This window comes from Brachybacterium sp. GCM10030252, assembly GCF_042666535.1.
Classification (GTDB): domain Bacteria; phylum Actinomycetota; class Actinomycetes; order Actinomycetales; family Dermabacteraceae; genus Brachybacterium.
On the sequence record NZ_JBHTDM010000009.1, the window covers coordinates 206,876 to 227,755 of the forward strand.

Below are 20,880 nucleotides of genomic sequence, written 5' to 3' on the forward strand. Positions count from 1 at the left end.
CTGTCCGTGCCGAGTCGGAGGAATCGTGTCCACGATCCAATCTGCCCTGCCCTCGCACCCCGTTCTCCCCTGGCCGATCCTGACCTCCCCACTGCGGCGCCGGGGCCTGGCCGCGCTGATCGCGGCCGGGCTCACCGCCGGCATTCTGGCCGTGGTGGGCACCGAGCCCCTGGTGCTCGGCGCGGGAGCCGCGTGGTTCGTGCTGGCGCTGGCGACTCATGCCTTCGACATCCGCCGTGGTGAGCGGCACCGGTCGGCGCCGCTGCTGGTGGCGACCGCGTTCACCCTCGCCGCCCTCGCCGCCCACTCCGCCCTGTGGGGGCAGGCCGTGCGCGGTGACGTGGCTGTGCTGCTGCTCGCCCTGACCCTCGCGCACTGGGCCAGCACGCCGCTGGTGCGTCTCGTCCTCGATCGTACCGTGCCGCCGCGGGCGATCATCGTCTGCCCGGCGGCGGAGATCGTCCGCCACCGCCACGGCCGCTCCCAGCGGGTGCGCGGATTCTCCGCCGAGACCCTCCAGGATCCCGGCGTCGTCGTCGCCGCCGTGCTGCACGACGTGGCCCGCGGCGGCGCCGACCGCGTCGAGCTGCTGCCGGGCATCCCGGACCGCACCGTGCAGCAGCTGGCCTGGGCGCTGCGCCGGGACGGCGTGGAGCTCCTCCTGCACCAGCCCACCGGCAGGGTGCGCAGCTCGCGCACCGAACTGCTGATGACGGCCCACGGGCCCGGCCTGCTGCTGACGCCCCCGCGGCCGGGCCTGCTCACCCGGGTGGGCAAGCGCGCCCTCGACGTGCTGGGCGCCGCGGCGCTGCTGGTGCTGCTGGGCCCGGTGCTGCTGGGAACCGCCCTGGCGGTCCGCCGTGAGGACGGCGGTCCCGCCCTCTACCGGCAGGAGCGCATCGGTCTGGACGGGAAGCCGTTCCAGATCTACAAGTTCCGCACCATGGTCCAGGATGCCGACGCGCAGCTCGAGGCCCTGCTGCGCGAGCAGAACGCCGACGGCCGCCCGCTGTTCAAGGTCTCCGCGGACCCGCGGGTGACCCGCCTGGGAGCGTTCCTGCGCCGCAGCTCGATCGACGAGCTCCCGCAGCTGCTGAACGTGCTCGAGGGCACCATGAGCCTGGTGGGTCCCCGCCCGCAGCGGCCCGCGGAGGTCGCCCTCTACGACGGCGACGCCGAGCATCGCCTCGGGGTCCGCCCCGGCATGACCGGGCTGTGGCAGGTCTCGGGACGCTCCCGGCTCAGCTGGGAGCAGGCCCGTGAGCTCGACGTCTACTACGCGCACAACTGGTCACCGCTGCTGGACCTCACGATCCTGCTGCGCACCTTCAAGGCCGTCCTGACCAGCGACGGAGCCGTGTGATGCGCATCCTGCACCTGATCCACAGCACACACGTCGGCGGCGTCGAATCCGCGGCCGCGCACCTGCGGGAGGAGCTCGCCGACCACGAGCGGATCCAGTACCGCATCGCCGTCCTCGCCGCGGCGGACCCGGACCAGGCCGTCCTGACCGCCGACGTCGCCGGCTCCGGCCTGAACTCCCCGCTCTCCGCCCTCGCTGTGCTGCGCCAGATCCGCCGCTGGGACCCCGACGTGCTGGTCACCTCCCTGTGGCGCAGCGTGGCTGTCGGCGCCCTCGCCCGAGCACTGGGGCGCAGGCGGCCGTGGGCGATCTGGGTCCACAACTCCCGCTTCACCCAGCCCGTGGACCGGCTGGTCCATCACTGGGCCCTCCCGCGCGCCGACCTCGTGCTGTGCGACTCGATCGCCGCCCGTGACCTGCTCGCCGAGCCGATCCTGCGCCGCGCCGGCGCCCGCCACCCCGCCGTGCTCGTGCGTCCCGACGCGGCACCCCTGCCCGCCCACACCGCGGCCGCCCCCGCCCTGCGGGCACAGCTGCGCCTGGTGACCTGGGGGCGGATCGCCCCGCAGAAGCGCCTGGACGTCGCCCTCGGGATCCTGGCGCAGCTGCGCGAGCAGTCGCCCGCCGGGGCGCACCTGACCATCATCGGCCCCGACAGCGGGGGCCTGGCGGACCTGCGCGCCGAGATCATCCGGCGGCGGCTCGCCGACGCCGTCACGCTGACCGGTCCCGCCGATCGTGCCGCGATCGCCCGCGCCGCCGCCGAGGCCGACGTGTTCATCCAGACCTCCGAGTTCGAGGGCTACGCGATGGCGGCCCACGAGGCGCTCGCCGCGGGGATGGTCAGTCTGCTCACGCCCGTCGGCGACCTCGCCTCCGACACCCGCGACGGCGACCACGCCCTGCACCACCACGGCGACGCCGCCCGCTCCGCCGCCCGTCTGCTCGAGCTGGCCGAGGACCCGGCCGCCTGGGCCGAGATGTCCCACCGGGCCCGCCACGTGCGCACCACCGCCATGGCCGACGAGTTCGCCGCCGCCTGCGAGGTGCTGGCATGAGAGCGATCCGTGAAGCAGGCATCGACAACCAGATCCTCGTGCTGCTGGCCGCAGCCGGCGCGCTGATGGCCTCCCTCGGGATCAGGCCGTACCTCCCCGAGCACTTCCTCTGGGACGACGGCCTGCTGCAGCTGACGATCCACGGCGGCAGCCTCGTCGACGAGGCCGAGTCGTTCGAGCGCGTCGGCCATCTGTACGCGCTGGCCGGGCTCGGGGAGGCGCCGCCGCTGGCCGCGCTGCTCGGCGTGGCGCTCTATTGCAGCGGGATCCTGCTCGCCGTGGGCTGGGAGCGCACCGCCCGGCTCTCGATGCCGTCGCTGCTGGTCACCATGGCCTTCTTCGTGCCGGCGCTGGCCTATCTCGCGCAGTACTCCAAGGAGCTGGTCACTCTGGGCGTCGCGATGCTCGTCGTCGTGATCCCCGACGGGCGCGGCCGGTTCAGCACGGCCATGGGCGAGCTGGCCGTGATCGGCGGAGCGCTCGCCTACGGGGCCACGCTGCGCCCGTACTGGCTGATCATCGCCGTGATGTACATCGGCTGGCGGATCCTGCTGCCGCGCACCGCCCACCCTCTGCTGCTGGTCGCCCTGCCCGCCGCCGCCTACGCGGTGCTCCAGCCCCTGTTCCAGGCGGTGCTCGGGCACGGGCTGCAGGGGGCGCGCGAGTGGTCGAACGCCGAGCGCGCCGGCGAGCAGGTGAACACCCTGATCCAGAGCGTCGCCCCGGACGCCCGAGGGGCCCTCGGCGTGCTCGCGGCACTGGCCATGCTCGCGCTGATGGTGGTGCCCGTGCAGCTGCTGGTCTCCGGGGAAGCCTTCCACCTGGCCAGCGGCATCGCGATCGTCGTGGTGTGGGCGCTGGTGCTGGTGCCCGTCCTCGGCGGGCGCTTCGTCGGCGCCCGCTCCCCGCGAGCCACCCGCGCCGCCTCCCTGCTGCTCGCCTTCCTCGTGGTCCAGGCGCTGTTCGAGCCGGACTACGGCTCCGCGCTCAAGCACCTGACCCCGCTGCTCCCGCTGGTCCTCATGGTGCACCTGCATCGGGGGCGGTCATGACCTCGTCGATCCTGCACATCACCGATGCCGCCTCCTCCGGCGTGCTCGCCGCCGTGACCACCTTCGCCCGCGCCCAGAGCGCCGTGCCGGGGATCGACGTCACCCTCGCCTACGTCCCCCGCCACGATTCGCCCTCCCCGGAACGGATCCAGGCGCTCGCCGGGGACCGCGTCACCGTGCTCCGCTGGAGCCGCAGCCCCCGCACCGCCCTGCCGGCCCTGCTGGTGCGCGCCACGGCCGAGCTCACGGCCCGACGGGACGTGCTGGTCCACCTCCACTCCTCCCGCACCGGGATGATCGGACGAGCCGTGGCCGTGCTGACCGGGCATCGCGACCGCACCGTCTACAGCCCCCACTGCTTCGCGTTCGACCGCAGCGACGCCGGCACCCTGCACCGCCGGGTGCTGACGGCCCTGGAGCGGGCCGGGACCCTGCTGGGCCCGCGTCTGCTGCTGGTCTCCGAGACCGAGGAGCGCCTGGCGCAGCGGGTCCTGCCCCGCGCCCGCACCGCCGTGCTGCGCAACCGGGTCGACGCCGAGCAGCTCGCCGCCCTGCCCCGGCCCGAGGCCGCATCCGGCGGCGACCTGCGCGTCGTCCACGTCGGCCGGATCGCCGCCCAGAAGCGGCCCCGCGAGTTCGACGCCGTCGCGCGCCGCTGGCACGAGCAGCATCCCGGAACCGTCTTCCGCTGGCTGGGGGAGGGCGACCGGGAGCTGCTGGGCCCGGACGTCGAGGTCAGCGGCTGGCTGGACCGGGACGCGCTGCTCGCCGAGCTCTCCCGGGCCGACGTCCTGCTGTTCACCAGCGCCGGTGAAGGGCTGCCGATCGCAGTGCTCGAGGCGCAGGCGCTCGGTGTCCCCGTCCTCGCCCACGACGTGACCGGCATGGCCGACGTGGTCATCGACGGCGTCACCGGGCTGCTGCGCGCGGACGCCGAGGGCCTGCTGCAGGCCCTCGGCGAGCTGGCCGCTGATCCGGCACGACGTCGGGCCCTGGGCGAGACCGCCCGGGCCCGGGTGCGTGCCTGCTTCGGCCTCACCCATCTCGCGGAGGACTCCTTCGCGGCCTATCGCCAGGTCGGCGTACCTATCGGAGAGGAATCAGCATGACGTCGGAGAGATTCTGGGAAGTGCTGCGCATCCGCTGGGCGTGGCTGCTGATCGGCCTCGTCGTCGGCCTCGTGGCCGCGGGCATCGCCCTGGCCCTGCTGCCGAGGACCTACGGCTCGGAGGCCGGGGTGCTGGTGGAGGCCGAGATGCCCGGCGGCGACGTCGCGGGCTTCAGCGCGACGGTCTTCGTCGATGAACGGCTGCCCACCTATGTCGATCTCGGTCGCGCGGACGCGGTCCACCAGGACATCCGCGAACTGCTCGGCCAGGACCTCTCCCGCGACCAGATCGAGTCGAGCGTCTCCTACGGGGCGACGCCCGGCTCGATGGTCCTGTCCATCACCGGCACCGGTGACACCGCGGCCGAGGCGCAGGACACGGCCGACGCCGCAGCGACGGCGCTGGCCACCTCCATCGAAAGCACCTCGACCGACTCCATCGAGGTCACCGCGACCCTCGTCCAGGAGGCGACCCTGCCCACCGGTCCCGAGGACCCCGACCCCCTCATCATCCTGCCCGCCGGAGCGCTCGCCGGTCTCACCGTCCCGCTGCTCCTCGCTCTCGCCCTCACTCCCCGCCGCCAGGAAGGACTCTCGTCATGATTCTCAGACTGCTCGGCCGTGGACACGGCCCCGACTCCCTCGACCGCGACCCCGCCACCACGAGCCCGCTGACCCCCTTCGGACTCGACATGTCCGCCCTGACCAGCCGGCTCACAGCACTGAACGGCCACACCACCATGGCGCCGGACCTCGGCCCGGTGCGCGAGCTGGTCGCCGGCAAGCGCGTGCTGGTCACCGGCGCCGGCGGCTCCATCGGATCGGAGCTGTGCCGCCAGCTGCGCGGCCTCGATCCCGCCCGGCTGTCCCTGCTGGACCGCGATGAGTCAGCGCTGCACGAGCTGCAGATGTCGATGAACGGCGCCGCCCTGCTGGACACGCCCGACACCGTCCTCGCCGACATCCGCGATCCCCGCGCCCTGGACGCGGTCTTCGCCGAGCACCGGCCCCAGCTGGTGCTCCACGCCGCCGCGCTCAAGCACCTCCCGCTGCTGCAGCGCTACCCGCGGGAGGCCTGGATGACCAACGTGCACGGGACCCGGAACGTGCTCGAGGCCGCGACCCGCCACGGGGCCGAGCGGCTGGTGAACATCTCGACCGACAAGGCCGCCAGCCCGACCAGCGTGCTGGGCCGCTCCAAGCGGGTCGCCGAGGCGCTGACCGCGCATTACGCCGAGCGCACCGGCCTGCCGTTCGTCTCGGTGCGGTTCGGCAACGTGCTGGGATCGCGCGGCTCCGTGGTGCCCACGTTCGTGGAGCAGGTGCGCCGCGGCGGCCCGCTGACCATCACCCACCCCGAGGTCTCGCGGTTCGTGATGACGATCCCGCAGGCCTCCTCGCTGGTGCTCTCCGCCGTCACCGTCGGGGCGCCGGGGGAGACCCTGGTGCTCGACATGGGCCGACCGGTGCGGATGGTGGACGTCGCCACCGCCATCGCGGAGCTCGCCGGCGTCGAGTGCGCCATCGTGTACACCGGCCTGCGGCCGGGGGAGAAGCTCCACGAGGAGCTGTTCTCCGAGTACGAGCAGCTCGATCGCACCGAGCACGACGGCATCAGCCGGGTCCGCTGCGCCTCGATCGACCCCGCCACCCTGCCCGGCGTCGAGGAGTGGTCCGATCACGTGCGCGAGTTGATGATCCCCTCGGGGTACGACCCGCTGTTCACCACGCCCGAGCCGGCTGCCGTGGCGGCCGCGGAGCCCCAGCAGATCATGGCGGTGAGCTGAATGGGCCCGCGCATCCCCGTGTCCGTCCCCACCGTCGGCCCTGCGGAGCAGAGAGCCGTCGGCGAGGCGATCGCCGGCGGCTGGATCGCTCCCGCCGGCCCGGACCTGCGACGCTTCGAAGCGGCGCTGGCCGAACGCACCGGCCGTGCCCGCGCCGTCGCGGTCGCCTCCGGCACCGCCGCTCTCCACCTGCAGCTGCTGGCCGCCGGCGTGGGCCCCGGCGACCGGGTCATCTGCCCGACCCTCACGTTCGTCGCCACCCTCAACGCGATCTCGCAGACCGGGGCGACGCCGGTGCTCGTGGACGCCGACGACACCGGCAACCTCGAACCCGAGCTCGTCGACGCCGCCTTCGCGCATCCCGCTCGCGTCGGCGGACCGATCACCGCGGTGCTACCGGTGGACGTGTACGGCAAGGTCGCCGATCATGACCGCCTCGGGGCGATCGCCGCCCGGCACGGTGCGCAGCTGCTGGTCGATGCCGCGGAGTCCCTCGGCGCCACCCGGGCAGGGCGTCCCGCCGGGTCGCAGGGGCGCGCGGCGGCGGTCTCCTTCAACGGCAACAAGATCATCACCGCCTCCGCCGGCGGGGCGGTCCTGACCGACGACGAGGAACTCGCCGACCGGGTGCTGTTCCTGTCCACCCAGGCCCGGGAGGACGTCCCGCATTACCTTCATCGCGAGCACGGGTTCAACTACCGGCTCTCGAACGTGCTTGCCGCGCTGGGGCTGGCGCAGCTGGGGCGGCTCGACGAGTTCCTCGCCGCGCGCCGCGCCCATCGGGAGCGCTACCGCGCGCTGTGCGAACGCGTGCCCGGGCTGCGGATCCTCGGTGGCGACGACGCCGGCGACAACTGCTGGCTCACGGCGCTCGTCCTGGACTCGGGCATCGCCGCCGGTGAGCTGGGCGACGAGCTCGGTCGCCACGGCATCGAGACCCGCCGGCTGTTCACGCCCCTGCACGTCCAGCCGCTGTGCGCCGACCCCTCCCGCTTCCCCCGCCTGGTCGACGGCACCGCCGAGCGGCTGTTCGCGACGACCCTCGTGGTGCCCAGCTCCCCGGCGTCCTCGCCGCGGGAGATCGACGAGGTCTGCGACCGGATCGAGATGTCGCTGACCGGCAGCCGTGACCGGCGGCGGGAAGGAGCCCTGACCGCATGAATGCACCCTGCGCCCTCGTGATCGCCCCGCACCCGGATGACGAGGTGCTCGGAGCGGGCGGCACCATCGCCCGGCTGGCCGGCGACGGCTGGAGGGTGGTCGTCGTCGTGGTCTGCTCGGATCTGCCGCCGACGTACCCCGCCGGCATCGCCGAGGAGGTCGAGGCGGAGGCGCGGGAGGCCCATGCGCTCCTCGGTGTCGCCGTCTCGGAGTTCCTGCACCTGCCGTCGGTCGAGCTCTCGCGCGGTGCCGTGACCACGCTGAACGGGCCGCTGCAGGCCCTGGTCGAGGAGCACCGGCCCACGCTCGCGCTGATCCCGTTCCCGGACCGGCACGTCGACCACCGCACCGTGTTCGACGCCTCGATGGTGGTCACCCGGCCCGTCGGCGCCGGCCGGGATCTGCGGACGGTCGCCATGTACGAGACCGTCTCGGAGACGTTCTGGAACGCTCCCGGGGCCGAGCCGACGTTCACCCCGTCCTGGCATGTCGACATCACCGAGACCGTCCGGACCAAGATCGATGCCTTCCGCTGCTTCGCCTCTCAGCTGCAGCCGGACCCGGGGCCGCGCTCGGTGCGGGCGCTGGAATCCCTGGCCGGCTTCCGCGGCAGCCAGGTCGGCCTGTCGTCGGCCGAGTCCTTCCAGGTGGTGCGCTCCGTGAGCCCCGTCGGGCCGGTGATGGGAGGGTGAACGGGCCCGACTCCCGGCGCCGTGCCGGCACGGACGCGGTGACGATCGCCCTGGGCTACCTCACGAGCTTCGCCTACCCCCTGGTCTCGCTGCCCTTCCTGGCCCGGGTGCTGGGGGTCGCCGACCTCGGCGTGGTGATGCTGCTGCTGGCAGTGCTGCAGGTCGTCATCCACGTCACCGATTTCGGGTTCAGCATCAGCGCGCTGCGCCGGGCCAGCCTCGCCCGCACCGTCGCGGAGCGGTCGCAGGTGCTCATGGAGACGGTGTGCGCAAAGACCCTGATCTGGCTGGTCTGCGCGGTGGTGATGATCGCGGTGACCCTCGTCGTCCCCGGGCTGCACGAGCACGCGGGCGCGATGATGCTGGGTCTGCTGCTGGTGCTCGCCGGCGCCTGGTACCCGGGCTGGATGCTGCAGGCGATGGGCCGCATGCTCACCTTCGCCCTGGTGATGTCGCTGTCGCGGATCATCGCCCTTGGCGGTCTGCTGCTGACGGTGCGCGATCCGGCACACATGGACCTCGCCGTCGCGTGGCAGCTGGCCCCGCAGGCGCTCGCCGCGGTGATCGCCTGGTGGCTGCTCCTGCGCGTGTGGGGATCGGCGCGCGTGGTGCGGGTGACCCGGCTGGGCGTGACGACGGCGCTGCGGGACTCGGCGCCGCTGTTCGTCTCCAATGCGACCGTGGTGGTCACCGCCTCGACGAGCTCGCTGGCCCTCGGCGCCTTCGCCGCGCCATCCCAGGTGGCCTTCTTCGGCGCCGCCGAGCGCTTCGGCAATGCCGTGCGCGGGGTGATGCGGGGAGTGGTCGATGCGATGCTGCCGCGCATGGCGGCGGGGAACGTGGCGGGGATGCGCCGCTTCGTGAGCCTCGGGGTCGTGGCCGCGTACGGGACGGCGGGTGCCTGCCTGGCGATCGGGGCCGGCTGGGTGATCCCCTGGTACCTCGGTGCGGACATGGTCGGGGCGATCTGGCCGACGCGCCTGGTCGGCGTCATGATCATCATCGCCGGGATCACGACGGTGCTCACGCTGCACGCCAACGCCGAGCACCGGTACGGCCTGGTCGCGCGCCTCACCGCGATCGGTGCAGTCGTCCATGTGGCGCTCTGCATCCCGGCCGTCCTGTGGGCCGGCGCGGTGGGCGCGTCGCTCGCACTCATCGTCACCGAGACCGTGATGGCGACGCTGTTCCTGCACGACCTGCTGCGGCGGCGGTCCGCCGGGGCGCGGGGTGCGCAGGCCGGGGCCGGCGCGCACGGCCGACGTGCACGCCGCGTCGACCTCAGGATCTGAGCGGTGACACGCGGTTCCTCGGCCGGCAGAGTCAGGCGGACTCAGTCGATGAGGTGCTCAGGGAGGCCGTCGACCTCGGCGAGGGCGGCGGCGACCCGGGCGTCGTCCTCGCCGTCGTGCTGGGCCATGGGGAAGCGGGCCTGGCCGACATCCACGCCGCGGGAGCGCATGGCCGATTTCAGCGCCGGGAACGTCTCGCCGCCACCGGCCAGGGCGTCGAGCATCCCCACGGCGATCTCCTGCAGGCGCCGCGCCTCGGTGAGGTCTCCGGCGCCGACGGCCCGGTACAGCTCCGTGTACAGCTTGGGGGCGAGGTTGAAGGTGGCGCCGATGGCACCGTCGGCGCCCTGGGACAGAGCCGCGACCAGCAGCTCGTCGGAACCGATGAGGATCGAGAAGTCGTCGCGGACCCGTGCGCGGATCCGAGCGAGGACCGCGAGGTCGCTCGAGGTGTACTTGAGCCCGTCCAGCACCCCTTCGGCGGCGAGGTCACAGATCAGGTCGGCACCGAGGGTGCGGCCGGTGGAGGCCGGGATCGTGTAGCCGAGGAGGGGCAGGTCGCTGGATGCGCGCACGTCCCGGAAGTACGCGGCGAGCGAGTCGTCGCCGTAGCCGTAGTAGATCGGGATGGAGGCGCTGATGGCCGTGGCGCCGCCGTCGGCGGCTCGCCGCGCGAGCTCCCGCACGGCGCGCTGGTCGGAGTGGGCGACCTGGAAGACGACCTCGCGTCCGTTCGCCACGTCCGCGACGGTCTCGAGGATCTGCAGCCGCTCCTGGACGCTGAGCAGGTAGTACTCGCCCGAGGTCCCGGTGACGAAGTACCCGTCGACGCCGGCCTCGTTGAGCCGGCCGACGAGCGACCGGGTCCGTTCGACGCTGACAGCTCCATCGTGGTCGTACGCGGTGAGCAGGGCAGGCAGGACACCGTTGATCGTCATCGCACGAAGCCTACCGGGGTGCTGCGCCGTGATCCTGTCAGAGCGCTCCGAGCCAGATCGGGTTCGTCAGCGCTGCCATCGCCCCGAAGCCCGCCGTCGGCCCCATCGTGGTGCCACCGGCGGAGCCGTCCTCGAGCGGATGGCGCACCTCGGCACGCACGAAGGCGCTGATCCGGCGGCCGTGGTCCAGGTGATCGTGCCGCGCCCGTCCCCGGCCAGCACCGTCTGCAGCAGCTGTCCCTGATCCGTCAGCAGGCGCACCGTCCCGTCGGGCACGCCGGAGACCTCCAGCGTCACGGTGATCGTCTCGTCGCGGTCCACGTCGAGCCGGTCGCCGATGCCTGCCTCGGCCCCGCCGGCCGAGGCGACGAGGGACAGGTCGATGTCCGCCGACTCGGCCAGCCAGGAGCGGCCGGCACGGATGCCGGCCAGCAGCGCGTCGCGGGAGAGACCGTCGGCCAGCACCACGTTGTGGGGCGAACCGACCGAGTCGCCGGGGCTGTGAGCGTCGCTGTTGCCCATCGCCGGCAACCACGACCCCGTCCCGCCACGCTTGCCGCCCTTGCCGCGCGCGGACTCGGCGAGCAGGTTCGCCCAGGTCGACACGGCGGTCTCGTCGTCCCAGCCCCAGGGGCCGGTCCACACCTCGGTGGCGTCGAGATCCTCGAGGCCGAACTTCCACTCGCACCCGATCCACGGGCAGTACAGGTGCGCCGAGACGGCGAGGGCGTCGGTCTTCTGGACCTGCTTGCGGCAGCGGTCGAACTCGTCGTCCCGGTTGCGGTAACGCCATTCGACGAGCTCCCCGGCGGGCATCCCCAGGGCGAGCCAGTGCCCGTGGCGCGTGGTGACCTCCTCACCGGTGAGGATCAGCAGGTCATCACCGGCCAGCGGGCCCCACACCCCGTGAGAGCTGGTGGTGTTGTGATCGGTGGAGACGATGAAGTCCAGTCCCGCCTCGCGGGCTGCGGTCGCGACCTGCTCGGGTGTGTACTTCCCGTCGGAGTGGACGGTGTGCAGGTGGGCGTCGCCGCGGTACCAGTCGCGCCCGCGGCCCGGGGCCTGCAGCGGCGGGTACTGCGGCTCGTCGGCCTCCTCGGCGTCGCCGTAGGTGAGGGTGACGACCACCTCGTAGTCCATGCCCTGGGGTGCCACCTGGTACGGCGCGAGCAGCACGTTCCAGGTGCCCTCGTCGATGTCCCCGGCGAGGTAGCCGGGCGTCGCCTCGGCGCGGCTGAGGAAGAACTCGGTGCGGAACCCGCCGGACCAGCCGCGGAACCCGCGTCCACCCAGCTTCGTCCCGTTCTGATCGAAGATGCCGATGTCCAGCGCATTGCCCGGCGTCCCGTCGGGCACCTCGGGGCTCGAGTAGGAGTAGGCCACGTGCAGGCGGGAGACCCCGCGCGGGATCTCGACGGGGATCTCGGCGAAATCCGGGGCGCCGATCTCGAAACGGCCGGTCAGGGTGCGGGTCTCGGTATCGCCGGAGGCGCCCGGGTCCGCGGCCGCACGCCCGGTGAAGGACAGCGGGGCGAGGACGGCGACGGCGCCGGCCGCTGTGAGCAGCGTGCGACGCGACGGTACGGACGGAGTGGACGGAGCGGACGGAGCGGAGGGGGCATGCGAGGAGGAGTTCATGCTCGCTGAACGTAGTCGCGGCAGGTGTCCTGGATCTGCATCGTGGGCGGCGGCGCGGTGAACGGTATCCTGGGGGCACGAGGCAGGGCCGCACGGGGAGGTGTGGACCATGGATTTCACCGCAAGCATCGTGGTCGGCTACGACGACACGACGGCGTCGGCGGGTGCCGTGCGCTGGGCCGCCGAGCTCGCCCGGGACACGCGCAGACCGCTGCGACTGGTCCACGCCTGGACGCTGCCGATGCTGGGCCACGGCATGGCCGGGGTCCCGGTGATGGACCCCGCCGGCCCCCGCAACCAGGCGCTGCGCGTGCTGGATGACGCCGTGGACGCGGTCAGTGACGTGACCCGCGAGATCGCCGTGACCACCGAGCTGCTGCCCGGCAATCCCCGCGACGTGCTCGGCGAGGTCTCGGTGACCGCCGATCTGCTCGTCGTCGGCACCCGGGGTCTCGGCGCCGTGATGAGCACCCTGCTGGGCTCCGTCAGCCGCGGCATCCTCCACGACGCCGGCTGTCCGGTCGCGATCATCCGCTCCGACCAGCACCGGGCCGGTCCCGTGCTCGCCGCGGTCGACGGGTCCGAGGCGGGCCAGGAGGCCGTGGACGCGGCCTCCGACCTGGCCGCCGCCTGGGGCACGGCACTGCGCATCGTCCATGTGCGCGCCGGGGGAGCGGCGGCCGATGCCGACGGGCTGCTCGAGGCGGCGGTGCAGCGGGCGCGCGGCCGGCACGACGGGATCACCGTGGACGCCGGACTGCTTGAGGGCCGCTCGGTGCCCGACGCGCTGCTGACCGCGGCCGCCGGGGCGCGCATCCTGGTGATGGGCCACCGCGGGGTGAGCCGGGGGCCGTTCGGCTCCACTGCCCACGCGACGCTTCTGCACGCCACCGGGAACGTCATGGTGGCCCGGCAGTGCGACGGATCCGGCACGTGACCTGACTCGCGTCGGGGGCGGTCGGGTTTGAACGGCAGATGGCGCGATGGTTAAGCTGTCCGGCGGTAGCGTGTCCGAGCGGCCGAAGGTGCATCACTCGAAATGATGTGTACGGAAACGTACCGCGGGTTCGAATCCCGCCGCTACCGCCCTTTTCCCTGAGCCGCGACATCGTTGACAGACGGTGTCGCGGCCCAGTGCATTCGTGGGTGCACATGCCCGCGGGCAGCGGCACCGAGCACGCGCGCTGCCGTAGATTGACCGTCCATGGAACCGGCCCCGCACCCGTCCTCGCCGCCCTCGGAGCAGTCGTCTCGACGGCGCGGTCTCTCCGTGCTGCTGACGTTGCTGGCCTGGGCGGTGCTGCTGCTCGTCCTGTACGCGCTGGGTCTCGCGATCGCTCCGGACGAGAATCCCGACGGGCGCTGTGAGGGCATCGGTTTCGGGTGTGCCCTCACCCCCCGGGACACGGTGGTCTTCGTGGGTCTGCTGCTGGGCGCGCCGACCCTGGGCGGACTGCTGCTGCTCGGCGGAGGACTGAGCGTCCTGCTGCTGCGGCGCACCTCCTGGCCGGGCGTGCTCATCGGGTCCCTCGGGGCGCTCGTCGGCGCGGGCGTGGTCCTCGCGATCACGGTCGCGCTGATCGCCGGGAGCTAGCGGATCCCGGGGAGCTGGCACAGCGGCGGCCGGTTCCTCCGGTCGCGTGATCAATCGCTCCGGTGGTCGGATCAGCCGGAACCCCTCCCGGTGACCGATGCTGGAGTCATGACTTCCTCCTCACCCGAGACCACGTCCCGGCGTGGCCCCGCGACCACGGACCCCAGCGACCGCAGCGGAGGCCCCGCCCGCGCCCATCACCCCGTGGTGACGGCTCTCGCGCTCTCGGCCGGCACGGCCGCTCTGGTCGGCGCCGAGTTCATCCCGGCGGGCGTCCTCCCCGGCATGGCCGCGGACCTCTCCGTGACCGAGGGCCGCGCCGGGCTCACCGTGGCGGCGACGGCCCTGGCCGGAGCGCTGACCGCGCCGACCATCGCCTCGATCCTGCCGCGCACCGACCGGCGCACCGTGCTGCTGTCCCTGCTGGGCCTGGCGATCCTCTCCAACCTCGTGGTGGCCCTCGCCCCGACGCTCGCGGTGGTGCTCATCGCCCGCGTCCTGCTGGGGGTGGCGATCGCCGGGTTCTGGTCCTTCGCCCTGTCCGTGGGCGTCCAGGTGACCGGTCGCGCCGCCCTGGTCTCGACCACGGTGGCCCTCGGCACGAGCACCGCGACCATCATCGGCATCCCGGTCGCCTCGGTGCTCGGTGACATCATCGGCTGGCGTGCGGTGTTCCTCGTGATGAGCGCCCTCACGCTGGTGTCGGCCGCCGTGCTGTGGCGGCTGCTGCCGGCCGTGCCCGCACAGCCCGGTGCGGGCCTGGCCATGATGCGGGAGGCGCTCGGCAACCGCCGCCTGGTGGTGGGCGTCGCGGTGATCGCGGTCGCCGCCTTCGCCAACTTCACCGCCTACCCCTACATCCGGGTCGCGATCGAGGCGGTCGATGCCTCGGCGGTCGCCGCGCTGCTGCTGATCTGGGGCCTCGGCGGAGTGCTCGGCAACCTCGCCGGCGGATACCTCTCGCGCTGGATGCGCTGGGCCGCCACGGCGGGCCCGGCGATCCTCGCCGTCGCGCTGTTCGGGATGGCCACGACGGAGCAGACGGGTGTGCTGGTCGTCGTCGTGATCGCCTGGGGCCTGGGCTTCAACATGGTGCCGGTGACCACGCAGCTGTGGGTCTCCGCGGTCGAGCCCCGCCGCGTCGAATCAGCGATCTCGCTGCAGGTCACCGCGTTCCAGGTGGCGATCATGGCCGGGTCCGCCGTGGGCGGGGTGCTGGTGGATCACCAGGGCCCGGCAGCGGCCATGGCGCTCGGAGCCGTCGTCTCCGCCGTCGCCGCGATCGGGTTCGCCTCGATCAAGGTGCGCCCGCGGGAGGTCTGACGCCAGCGGCCCGGAGTGGTCCCGGTGTGGGCGCGGAAGGCGCGGACGAAGGCCTCCGCCGATCCGTATCCGGCGTCGTGGGCGATGGCAGAGATCGGTGCGTCGGAGCCGGCGAGCTCGCCCATCGCCCATCCCATGCGCAGCCGGCGCAGGTACTGCATGGGGGAGTGGCCGGTGGCGCGGCGGAACCGGTCCACCAGCGCCGTCGTGCCGACGTGGGCCGAGGCCGCCAGGTCCGTGAGCGTCCAGGAGCGGCACGGCGCGGCCGCCATCCGGGCGACGACGCGAGCGACGACAGGATCCGCCTCCCGCTCCCGACCCTGACTCTGACCGGCATCGATCCTCGCCTCGCTGAGCATGGCGGCGCCGATCAGCTCGCCGTAGGCGCGGGCGACGTCGGGGCGTTCGACGGTGGTGGATCCGTCCAGCGGGCACTGGGCCAGCAGCCCGAGCACGCCGGCCTGTCGCCGGTCGAAGCCCGGCACGATCAGCGGGTCCCGCGGCGGCTCGGGGCCGAGGTGACGGAGGTCGGCCAGCTGGAGGGTGGAGGGCTTCAGGGTCGTGGCCGGGTGCAGCTGGGCGTGGTGGAGGTAGGCGGCGTCCCCGGCCTCGAGGCGCCGGGCCTCGCGCCCGGCGCCGAGGGAGACGGCGCCGGAGCGTACGTGCAACCAGAGGGAGGAGCGGCGCGGGGCGACGGGGGAATGGGCGGGTAGCTCCACCGTCGTGGAGAGGGCGATGCGCCAGGTGCTCGGGACTGCGCTCATGCCAGGGCCAACCGTCCGCCGGTCCCGGGCATTCCCGCGAGCCACCGTCGCGTCGACTCAGAGGTCCTCGTCGAGGTTCTTCTCCAGCAGGTCGGCGAGAGCGGTGAGCGAGTCCTCGGCCCCGTCGCCGTCGGCGCGCAGCGTCACCTCGTCGCCATGGTCGGCGCCGATGGTCAGGAGCATCAGGATGCTCGAGGCGGGCACCGCCTTCCCACCGGGCTTCTTGATCGTCACGGCTGCGGGCTGTTCGCTGGCCGCCTGGGAGAAGATCGCCGCCGGGCGGGCATGGAGCCCGCTCGTGCTCGCGATCCTCACGGTACGTTCTGGCATCTCAAACGCCTTTCTCGACGTGTCGGCCCCCAGCGTAGCCTCGCCCGGGCCGTGCGAACGAGCGCCGGCTCGACGACCGGCGTCCCGGAGAGTTCATCGAGCGTTCACCGGCTGGTCCGATTACCCGAGAGAAACCGGACACGTGCCCAGAAGAGCTTTCCGAAATGCACCGGTTCGGGGTAGCGTGCATCCGGATCCGTCAGGGGTGGCGTGATGCAGGGAGGGGGAGCGCTCAGCGGGGTCAGCGGAATCCGCCGACGACGCCGGGGCTGTCGTAGCCGGACATGCCGGGAGGCGTGGCCTGGACGCTGGTCGGTCCGGACGCGTCGCGGCCGGTCCCGGTCAGCTCGAACCAGGCGATCATGTCCGGGCCGGGACCGCTGCCTCCGACCGCCTGCCAGACGGTGAAGACGTGCTCGATGACCTCGGCAAGCGGGAGGTTCCAGGGGGTGAAGCGGCCGTCGGTGACGAACCCCGCCCGGATCTCCCCGCGCGCGAGCATGCGGGCCAGCAGCGTCGGCCCCCGCCGCTCGAACTCCCGGTCGTCGAGGGCTCCGGCGGCCGTCATCACCTCCACCACGTGACCGGGATGCAGCCAGGTCCGCCGGCCGAGATCCTGCAGCCGCTGCTCCGGGGCGCCGGGCCGGGACGCCGCGAACGCGGCCAGCGCCTCCGGCGTCGCATGGACCGGCGGCCCGGGCGGATCCGCGGTGATCACCCCCTTCTCGTCAGCCCGCAGCCGGGCCCCGCGAGGGCCGCGCACCTCCCAGCGGGGCACGGTCGTCAGTCGCTGCGGGCCCGTCGACGTGGTGAGGGCGAGGGTGAGGTGCCCGTCGGGCAGCAGCTCCGCGCCGGTCACGGCGGCCGCGAGCAGGCGCGGATCGCGGAGGCCGACGGGCGTGTCGTCGAGCTGCTGGATGCGCGAGTGCAGCACCCAGCCACGGGCCGTGACAGTCCAGGCGCCGCGGGCGGCCACGCGGGTGTGGATGACGGCCTGACCGACGAGTTCATCCAGCAGCGGGTGGCGCTGCGGCTGCTGTCTGCGGGACATTCCCGGCAGGCCGGACATAAATGGAAGCATGCGTTCATCCTCCTCCATGGTCGGCCGACATCGCGGCTACTATGGAAGAATGCCCAGCTCATGCGGCCGTGCGCCCGACCCTCGCCCCGCGCGGACCAGAGCGGCGATCTTCGCCGCCGCCCGCGATCTCAGTGCGTCCGACGGTGAGGTCACCGTCAACGCCCTCGTGCAGCGGGCGGGTGTCAGCCGGGCCGCGTTCTACAGCCACTTCTCCGGTCTCGACGACCTGATCGGCGCGATGCTCGCCGAGATGTTCGACGAGCAGCAGAAGCTCGAGTCCGATCTGGTGGGGCAGGGCCGCTCCACGCACGAGATGGTCCAGACGACGATCACGTCCCTGGTGGTCTACCTGGTGCGCCACCACGCCTTCCTGCGCGGGGCGCTGGACTGGAAGTTCGCCCACCGCACGTACCTGTATGTGGTGCGGCGCCTGTCCGAGTTGCATGAGGTCGCGCTGCGCAGCCTGCGCGACGAGGTGCCCTCTTACCTCCCCGTGCCCCGCACCGCCCGGTTCTTCGCCGGCGGCACGGCCGATGTGCTGATCCAGTGGCTGGTGGACACCGACGAGGAGGCCGCCGCGGGGGCGGAGCTCGACGCCTCCGAGCTCAGGGAGGCGCTGCTGCGGATCCTGCCCAGCTGGTACACCGGCCTGCAGCCCGAGGACCCGATCCCGCCGGCCGACGTCTCGACCAGCTCAGCAGGCCCGGCCCCGTCGGCCGACGAGACCTGATCAGCAGTCCCGGACGAGGCGCAGCAGCACCCGCGCCCCGAAGCGCACCGCCTCGATCGGCACGCGCTCGTCGATGCCGTGGAACAGGGGCGCGAAGTCCAGGCCCTTGGGCAGCTGCAGAGGGGCGAAGCCGTAGCCGGTGATGCCGAGCACGCGGAACAGCGCCTTGTTGTCCGTGCCGCCGCTGAGGCAGTAGGGCAGCACCCGGGCGCCGGGATCCTCCGCCTGCACGGACTCGGTCATCGTCGCGACCAGCGGCGCATCGCGCGGCGAGTCCACGGAGTTGCCGATGTGGTCGATGACCACCTCGACGTGCTCGCCGGTGAGGTCGTCGAGCAGCGCCAGCAGCTCGTCCTGGTGCCCGGGCAGGAAGCGGGCGTCGAACGTCGCCTCGGCCGTCTGCGGGATCACGTTGCCCTTGTACCCCGCCTCCAGCATCGTGAGATTCACCGAGTCGCCGAGGGTGCCGGCGACGAACTGGCGGGCCCCACCCATCAGCGGCAGGGTCTCGCGGATGGTCTCCTCGTCCCAGCCGATGCCGGTGATCTCGGTGACCCCGTCGAACAGGGCGCGCACGGCGGCGATGAACTCGAACGGGAAGACGTGCTCGTCCAGGGCGGTGATCGCCCGGGCCAGGCGCACGATCGCGCTCTCGTGGTTGGGGACGGAGCCGTGGCCCGCGCGGCCGGTGGCGCGCAGGCGACCCCAGATCAGCCCCTTCTCGGCGGTCTGGACGAGGTAGGCGCGCACGTCCTCGCCGGTGTCCTTCTCGGGCAGGGTGATCGAGTACCCGCCGACCTCGCTGATCGCCTCGCTCATCCCCGCGAACAGCTCCGGGCGGTGCCGGCTCATCCAATCCGAACCCCACACGCCGCCGTTCTCCTCGTCGGCGAAGAACACGAACAGCAGGTCACGGGGCGGGCGCTGCCCGGTGCGGGCGAGGTGCCGGGCCAGCGCCAGGATCATGGCGACCATGTCCTTCATGTCCACCGCGCCGCGGCCGTAGATCATGCCGTCGTGGATCTCGGCGCCGAAGGGGTCCACGGACCAGTCCTCGGCGCGGGCGGGGACCACATCGAGGTGGCCGTGGAGGATCAGGCCGCCGCGCTCGCGGTCCTGGCCGTCCACGCGGACGAACACGCTGGGCCGGCCCGGGGCGGATTCGTGGACCTCCGGGTCCAGCCCCACCTCGCGCAGCTTCGCCACGACGTACTCCGCCGCCTCCGTCTCCCCGCGGCCCCAGGTCGCCGGATCGTTGCCCCCGAAGTTGGTGGTGTCGATCCTGATCAGGTCACGGGTGAAGGCCACCGCCTCGTCCTGCAGCAGGGCGAGTTCGTCGGCGGTCGGAACGGCGATGGGCATGCGGGTCCTCCTCGGGGTCGGTCCGGGCCACGGTACTCGCCGCGGCCCGGACGCCCGGTGGGGAGGGGCCGGTCAGGCCTGAGAGCCCTCCAGGTGGGCGCGCAGGAACCACTGGAACTTCTCCAGGCCGCGGGTCTGCTCGATGAGGATGTCCTCGGACATCGGGTCGAGCTCGCCGGCCAGGGTGATCGCCTTGCGGTTCGAGGCGATGATGCCGGTGTAGACCTCGTCGAGGGCCTTGAGGTGCTCCTGGGTGTCGGCCTTGCCGAGGGTGTAGTCCGACCAGCTGCGCTCGCTGACGATGCGGCCGGGCGTGCCGACGGGGGAGGCGCCCAGCTGCGCGATGCGCTCGGCGAGGTCGTCGGTGTAGCCGCGCACCTCGGTCACCTGCGGGTCGAGCATCTCGTGGACGGCGATGAAACGCGGGCCGACGACGTTCCAGTGCGCGTGCTTGAGCGTGAGGTGGAGGTCGTTCATCGCGTGGAGACGGTCCTGCAGGGCCTCCACGAGGCGGACGGAGTCCTCGGTGCCGAGTCCGGGAACGGTGTACGAGAGGTCAGCCATGTCGTCTCCTTAGATGTCGCGTCGTGCTGGTGATGGCAGGCTAGCGACCATCGCCGCCTCCGGCCAGCGACGATCACCGGTGGCGTCCGTACGATGGGGGCAGATCCCCGAGGCAGGAGGTGCGCGCGTGAGACCGATAGCCACGATCCGGGAGCGGACGGCACGGCTCGTCCGGGTCCCCGGCGCCGTGCGCCGGCGCTCCGGTTCCGCTGCGACCAGGGCGAAGATCGTCGCCGACGCGCGAGCACTGGTCCCGGACATCCCGCGCGACGCCGACGCCGGCCACCTGGTCCGCGCCGCCCGCCGACTGGTCCGACGGGCCGCCCAGGACGAGTTCGCCCGGGAGGGCGTACGGCAGGTGCGTCTACCGGAAGGTTGGGGACGCACCGAGCTGCGCAGAGCCGACGTCCCCGGCGATGCCAGCTTCCACGCGTTCGTGGAGGAAACGCTCGCGGCGATCGACATCGCCCCCGGCTCGCTGGAGCGGGACGACGCTCTCGAGCTGCGCGATGCGCCCACCTCGTCGGACGGGTACGGGCTCTCGCCGGAGGTCGCCTCCGATCTCGCCTCCTACCTGCTGGGCCTGGCCCGGGAGCTGACGGCAGCCGACGAGCAGGAGCTGGAGCCGCAGGACGAGTTCTTCGCCGGCCACGCGACCCGGATCCGCGAGGACGTGCGCGGGGCCCTCATCCGCCAGGTGCGGGTGCCGCTGGAGCTGAAGGTGGCCCTGGACCGGCACGAGCGGATCGAGGGCGGCGAGCCGGATCCGGTGCTCGATACGGAGGATTTCACCTCGCAGGCCGGCGGCCCCGGGGACGCCGACGCCACCGAGGAGGAGCGCCGCAGCTTCGCCCAGCGCGCCCAGGCGGCCTACGACTTCGCCCAGTCCGAGGCCGGCAGGGCCGCGTTCAGCATGCTGCGCAGCGGCGCCGAGCGGGCCTACGAGATGTACGGTCAGCGGCCCGCCGGGGGCAAGACCTCCAGCAGCGACAAGTCCAGCGACAAGACCACGGGGACGAAGCGCCCGCCGAGGGGGTGAGGGG

Annotated in this window: 21 protein-coding genes and 1 tRNA gene; 15 read left to right on the forward strand and 7 right to left on the reverse strand. The window is 72.9% G+C overall.

Annotation, left to right across the window (positions count from 1 at the left end; all coding sequences use genetic code 11):
• Positions 1–25 precede the first annotated feature (25 nt).
• Genes ACFQRJ_RS09570 through ACFQRJ_RS09610 form a run of 9 tightly spaced genes read left to right on the forward strand, consistent with a single transcriptional unit; the run spans position 26 to position 9,513 of the window.
• Complete coding sequence (locus tag ACFQRJ_RS09570; RefSeq protein WP_377018799.1) at positions 26–1,363, forward strand: sugar transferase; 1,338 nt, start codon at positions 26–28, stop codon at positions 1,361–1,363.
• Positions 1,363–2,421 carry a glycosyltransferase family 4 protein gene (locus ACFQRJ_RS09575; protein WP_377018800.1) on the forward strand — a complete coding sequence of 353 codons (1,059 nt, stop codon included), beginning with the start codon at positions 1,363–1,365 and terminating at the stop codon, positions 2,419–2,421. Before ACFQRJ_RS09570 ends, ACFQRJ_RS09575 begins: the two co-directional genes overlap by 1 nt.
• Positions 2,418–3,473, forward strand: a complete 1,056-nt coding sequence (locus ACFQRJ_RS09580; RefSeq protein ID WP_377018801.1) for a hypothetical protein — start codon at positions 2,418–2,420, stop codon at positions 3,471–3,473. The genes ACFQRJ_RS09575 and ACFQRJ_RS09580 overlap by 4 nt, the downstream gene beginning before the upstream one ends.
• Positions 3,470–4,582, forward strand: a complete 1,113-nt coding sequence (locus ACFQRJ_RS09585) for a glycosyltransferase (RefSeq protein WP_377018802.1) — start codon at positions 3,470–3,472, stop codon at positions 4,580–4,582. Before ACFQRJ_RS09580 ends, ACFQRJ_RS09585 begins: the two co-directional genes overlap by 4 nt.
• Positions 4,579–5,184 (forward strand): hypothetical protein, encoded by a 606-nt coding sequence (locus ACFQRJ_RS09590; RefSeq protein WP_377018803.1) that lies wholly within the window; start codon positions 4,579–4,581, stop codon positions 5,182–5,184. The genes ACFQRJ_RS09585 and ACFQRJ_RS09590 overlap by 4 nt, the downstream gene beginning before the upstream one ends.
• On the forward strand, positions 5,181–6,368 hold the full coding sequence (locus ACFQRJ_RS09595) for a polysaccharide biosynthesis protein (protein ID WP_377018804.1): 1,188 nt from the start codon (positions 5,181–5,183) through the stop codon (positions 6,366–6,368). The genes ACFQRJ_RS09590 and ACFQRJ_RS09595 overlap by 4 nt, the downstream gene beginning before the upstream one ends.
• On the forward strand, positions 6,369–7,529 hold the full coding sequence (locus ACFQRJ_RS09600) for a DegT/DnrJ/EryC1/StrS family aminotransferase (protein WP_377018805.1): 1,161 nt from the start codon (positions 6,369–6,371) through the stop codon (positions 7,527–7,529). It begins immediately after the preceding gene.
• On the forward strand, positions 7,526–8,221 hold the full coding sequence (locus ACFQRJ_RS09605) for a PIG-L deacetylase family protein (protein WP_377018806.1): 696 nt from the start codon (positions 7,526–7,528) through the stop codon (positions 8,219–8,221). The genes ACFQRJ_RS09600 and ACFQRJ_RS09605 overlap by 4 nt, the downstream gene beginning before the upstream one ends.
• Complete coding sequence (locus ACFQRJ_RS09610) at positions 8,218–9,513, forward strand: lipopolysaccharide biosynthesis protein (protein WP_377018807.1); 1,296 nt, start codon at positions 8,218–8,220, stop codon at positions 9,511–9,513. The genes ACFQRJ_RS09605 and ACFQRJ_RS09610 overlap by 4 nt, the downstream gene beginning before the upstream one ends.
• A gap of 41 nt (positions 9,514–9,554) precedes the next feature.
• Here ACFQRJ_RS09610 and ACFQRJ_RS09615 read toward each other — a convergent pair whose 3' ends face one another.
• Both ACFQRJ_RS09615 and ACFQRJ_RS09620 read right to left on the reverse strand, forming a co-directional pair.
• Positions 9,555–10,451 carry a dihydrodipicolinate synthase family protein gene (locus ACFQRJ_RS09615; RefSeq protein WP_377018808.1) on the reverse strand — a complete coding sequence of 299 codons (897 nt, stop codon included), beginning with the start codon at positions 10,449–10,451 and terminating at the stop codon, positions 9,555–9,557.
• 66 nt (positions 10,452–10,517) lie between these two features.
• Positions 10,518–12,089, reverse strand: a complete 1,572-nt coding sequence (locus ACFQRJ_RS09620; protein WP_377018809.1) for a CehA/McbA family metallohydrolase — start codon at positions 12,087–12,089, stop codon at positions 10,518–10,520.
• A 109-nt stretch (positions 12,090–12,198) separates the two neighbouring features.
• On the opposite strand from ACFQRJ_RS09620, the gene ACFQRJ_RS09625 reads away from it, so the two are divergent.
• The 4 genes from ACFQRJ_RS09625 (at position 12,199) to ACFQRJ_RS09640 (ending at position 15,006) form a co-directional block, all read left to right on the forward strand.
• Positions 12,199–13,026 (forward strand): universal stress protein, encoded by an 828-nt coding sequence (locus ACFQRJ_RS09625; protein ID WP_377018810.1) that lies wholly within the window; start codon positions 12,199–12,201, stop codon positions 13,024–13,026.
• 64 nt (positions 13,027–13,090) lie between these two features.
• Positions 13,091–13,175: transfer RNA gene (locus tag ACFQRJ_RS09630), tRNA-Ser, on the forward strand.
• A gap of 118 nt (positions 13,176–13,293) precedes the next feature.
• On the forward strand, positions 13,294–13,683 hold the full coding sequence (locus tag ACFQRJ_RS09635; RefSeq protein ID WP_377018812.1) for a hypothetical protein: 390 nt from the start codon (positions 13,294–13,296) through the stop codon (positions 13,681–13,683).
• A gap of 108 nt (positions 13,684–13,791) precedes the next feature.
• Positions 13,792–15,006 carry an MFS transporter gene (locus ACFQRJ_RS09640; protein ID WP_377018813.1) on the forward strand — a complete coding sequence of 405 codons (1,215 nt, stop codon included), beginning with the start codon at positions 13,792–13,794 and terminating at the stop codon, positions 15,004–15,006.
• On the opposite strand, the gene ACFQRJ_RS09645 is transcribed toward ACFQRJ_RS09640, so the two are convergent.
• From ACFQRJ_RS09645 to ACFQRJ_RS09655, 3 genes are all read right to left on the reverse strand, one after another.
• Complete coding sequence (locus ACFQRJ_RS09645; RefSeq protein WP_377018814.1) at positions 14,907–15,770, reverse strand: helix-turn-helix transcriptional regulator; 864 nt, start codon at positions 15,768–15,770, stop codon at positions 14,907–14,909. The genes ACFQRJ_RS09640 and ACFQRJ_RS09645 overlap by 100 nt on opposite strands.
• Positions 15,771–15,827: 57 nt before the next feature.
• Positions 15,828–16,100, reverse strand: a complete 273-nt coding sequence (locus ACFQRJ_RS09650) for an HPr family phosphocarrier protein (protein ID WP_377018815.1) — start codon at positions 16,098–16,100, stop codon at positions 15,828–15,830.
• Between the two features lie 241 nt (positions 16,101–16,341).
• Positions 16,342–17,181, reverse strand: coding sequence for a hypothetical protein (locus tag ACFQRJ_RS09655; protein ID WP_377018816.1), 840 nt, complete (start codon positions 17,179–17,181; stop codon positions 16,342–16,344).
• A gap of 49 nt (positions 17,182–17,230) precedes the next feature.
• Between ACFQRJ_RS09655 and ACFQRJ_RS09660 the strand changes: the two genes are divergently transcribed.
• Complete coding sequence (locus ACFQRJ_RS09660) at positions 17,231–17,911, forward strand: TetR/AcrR family transcriptional regulator (RefSeq protein WP_377018817.1); 681 nt, start codon at positions 17,231–17,233, stop codon at positions 17,909–17,911.
• On the opposite strand, the gene ACFQRJ_RS09665 is transcribed toward ACFQRJ_RS09660, so the two are convergent.
• Together ACFQRJ_RS09665 and dps are read right to left on the reverse strand one after the other, a co-directional pair.
• Positions 17,912–19,273 carry a M20/M25/M40 family metallo-hydrolase gene (locus tag ACFQRJ_RS09665; protein WP_377018818.1) on the reverse strand — a complete coding sequence of 454 codons (1,362 nt, stop codon included), beginning with the start codon at positions 19,271–19,273 and terminating at the stop codon, positions 17,912–17,914.
• A gap of 72 nt (positions 19,274–19,345) precedes the next feature.
• A complete protein-coding gene (gene dps, locus ACFQRJ_RS09670) occupies positions 19,346–19,837 on the reverse strand; it encodes a DNA starvation/stationary phase protection protein Dps (RefSeq protein ID WP_377018819.1) in 492 nt (163 codons plus the stop codon).
• A gap of 127 nt (positions 19,838–19,964) precedes the next feature.
• On the opposite strand from dps, the gene ACFQRJ_RS09675 reads away from it, so the two are divergent.
• Entirely contained in the window at positions 19,965–20,876 is a 912-nt protein-coding gene (locus tag ACFQRJ_RS09675; protein ID WP_377018820.1) for a hypothetical protein, read from the forward strand.
• Positions 20,877–20,880: the final 4 nt, after the last annotated feature.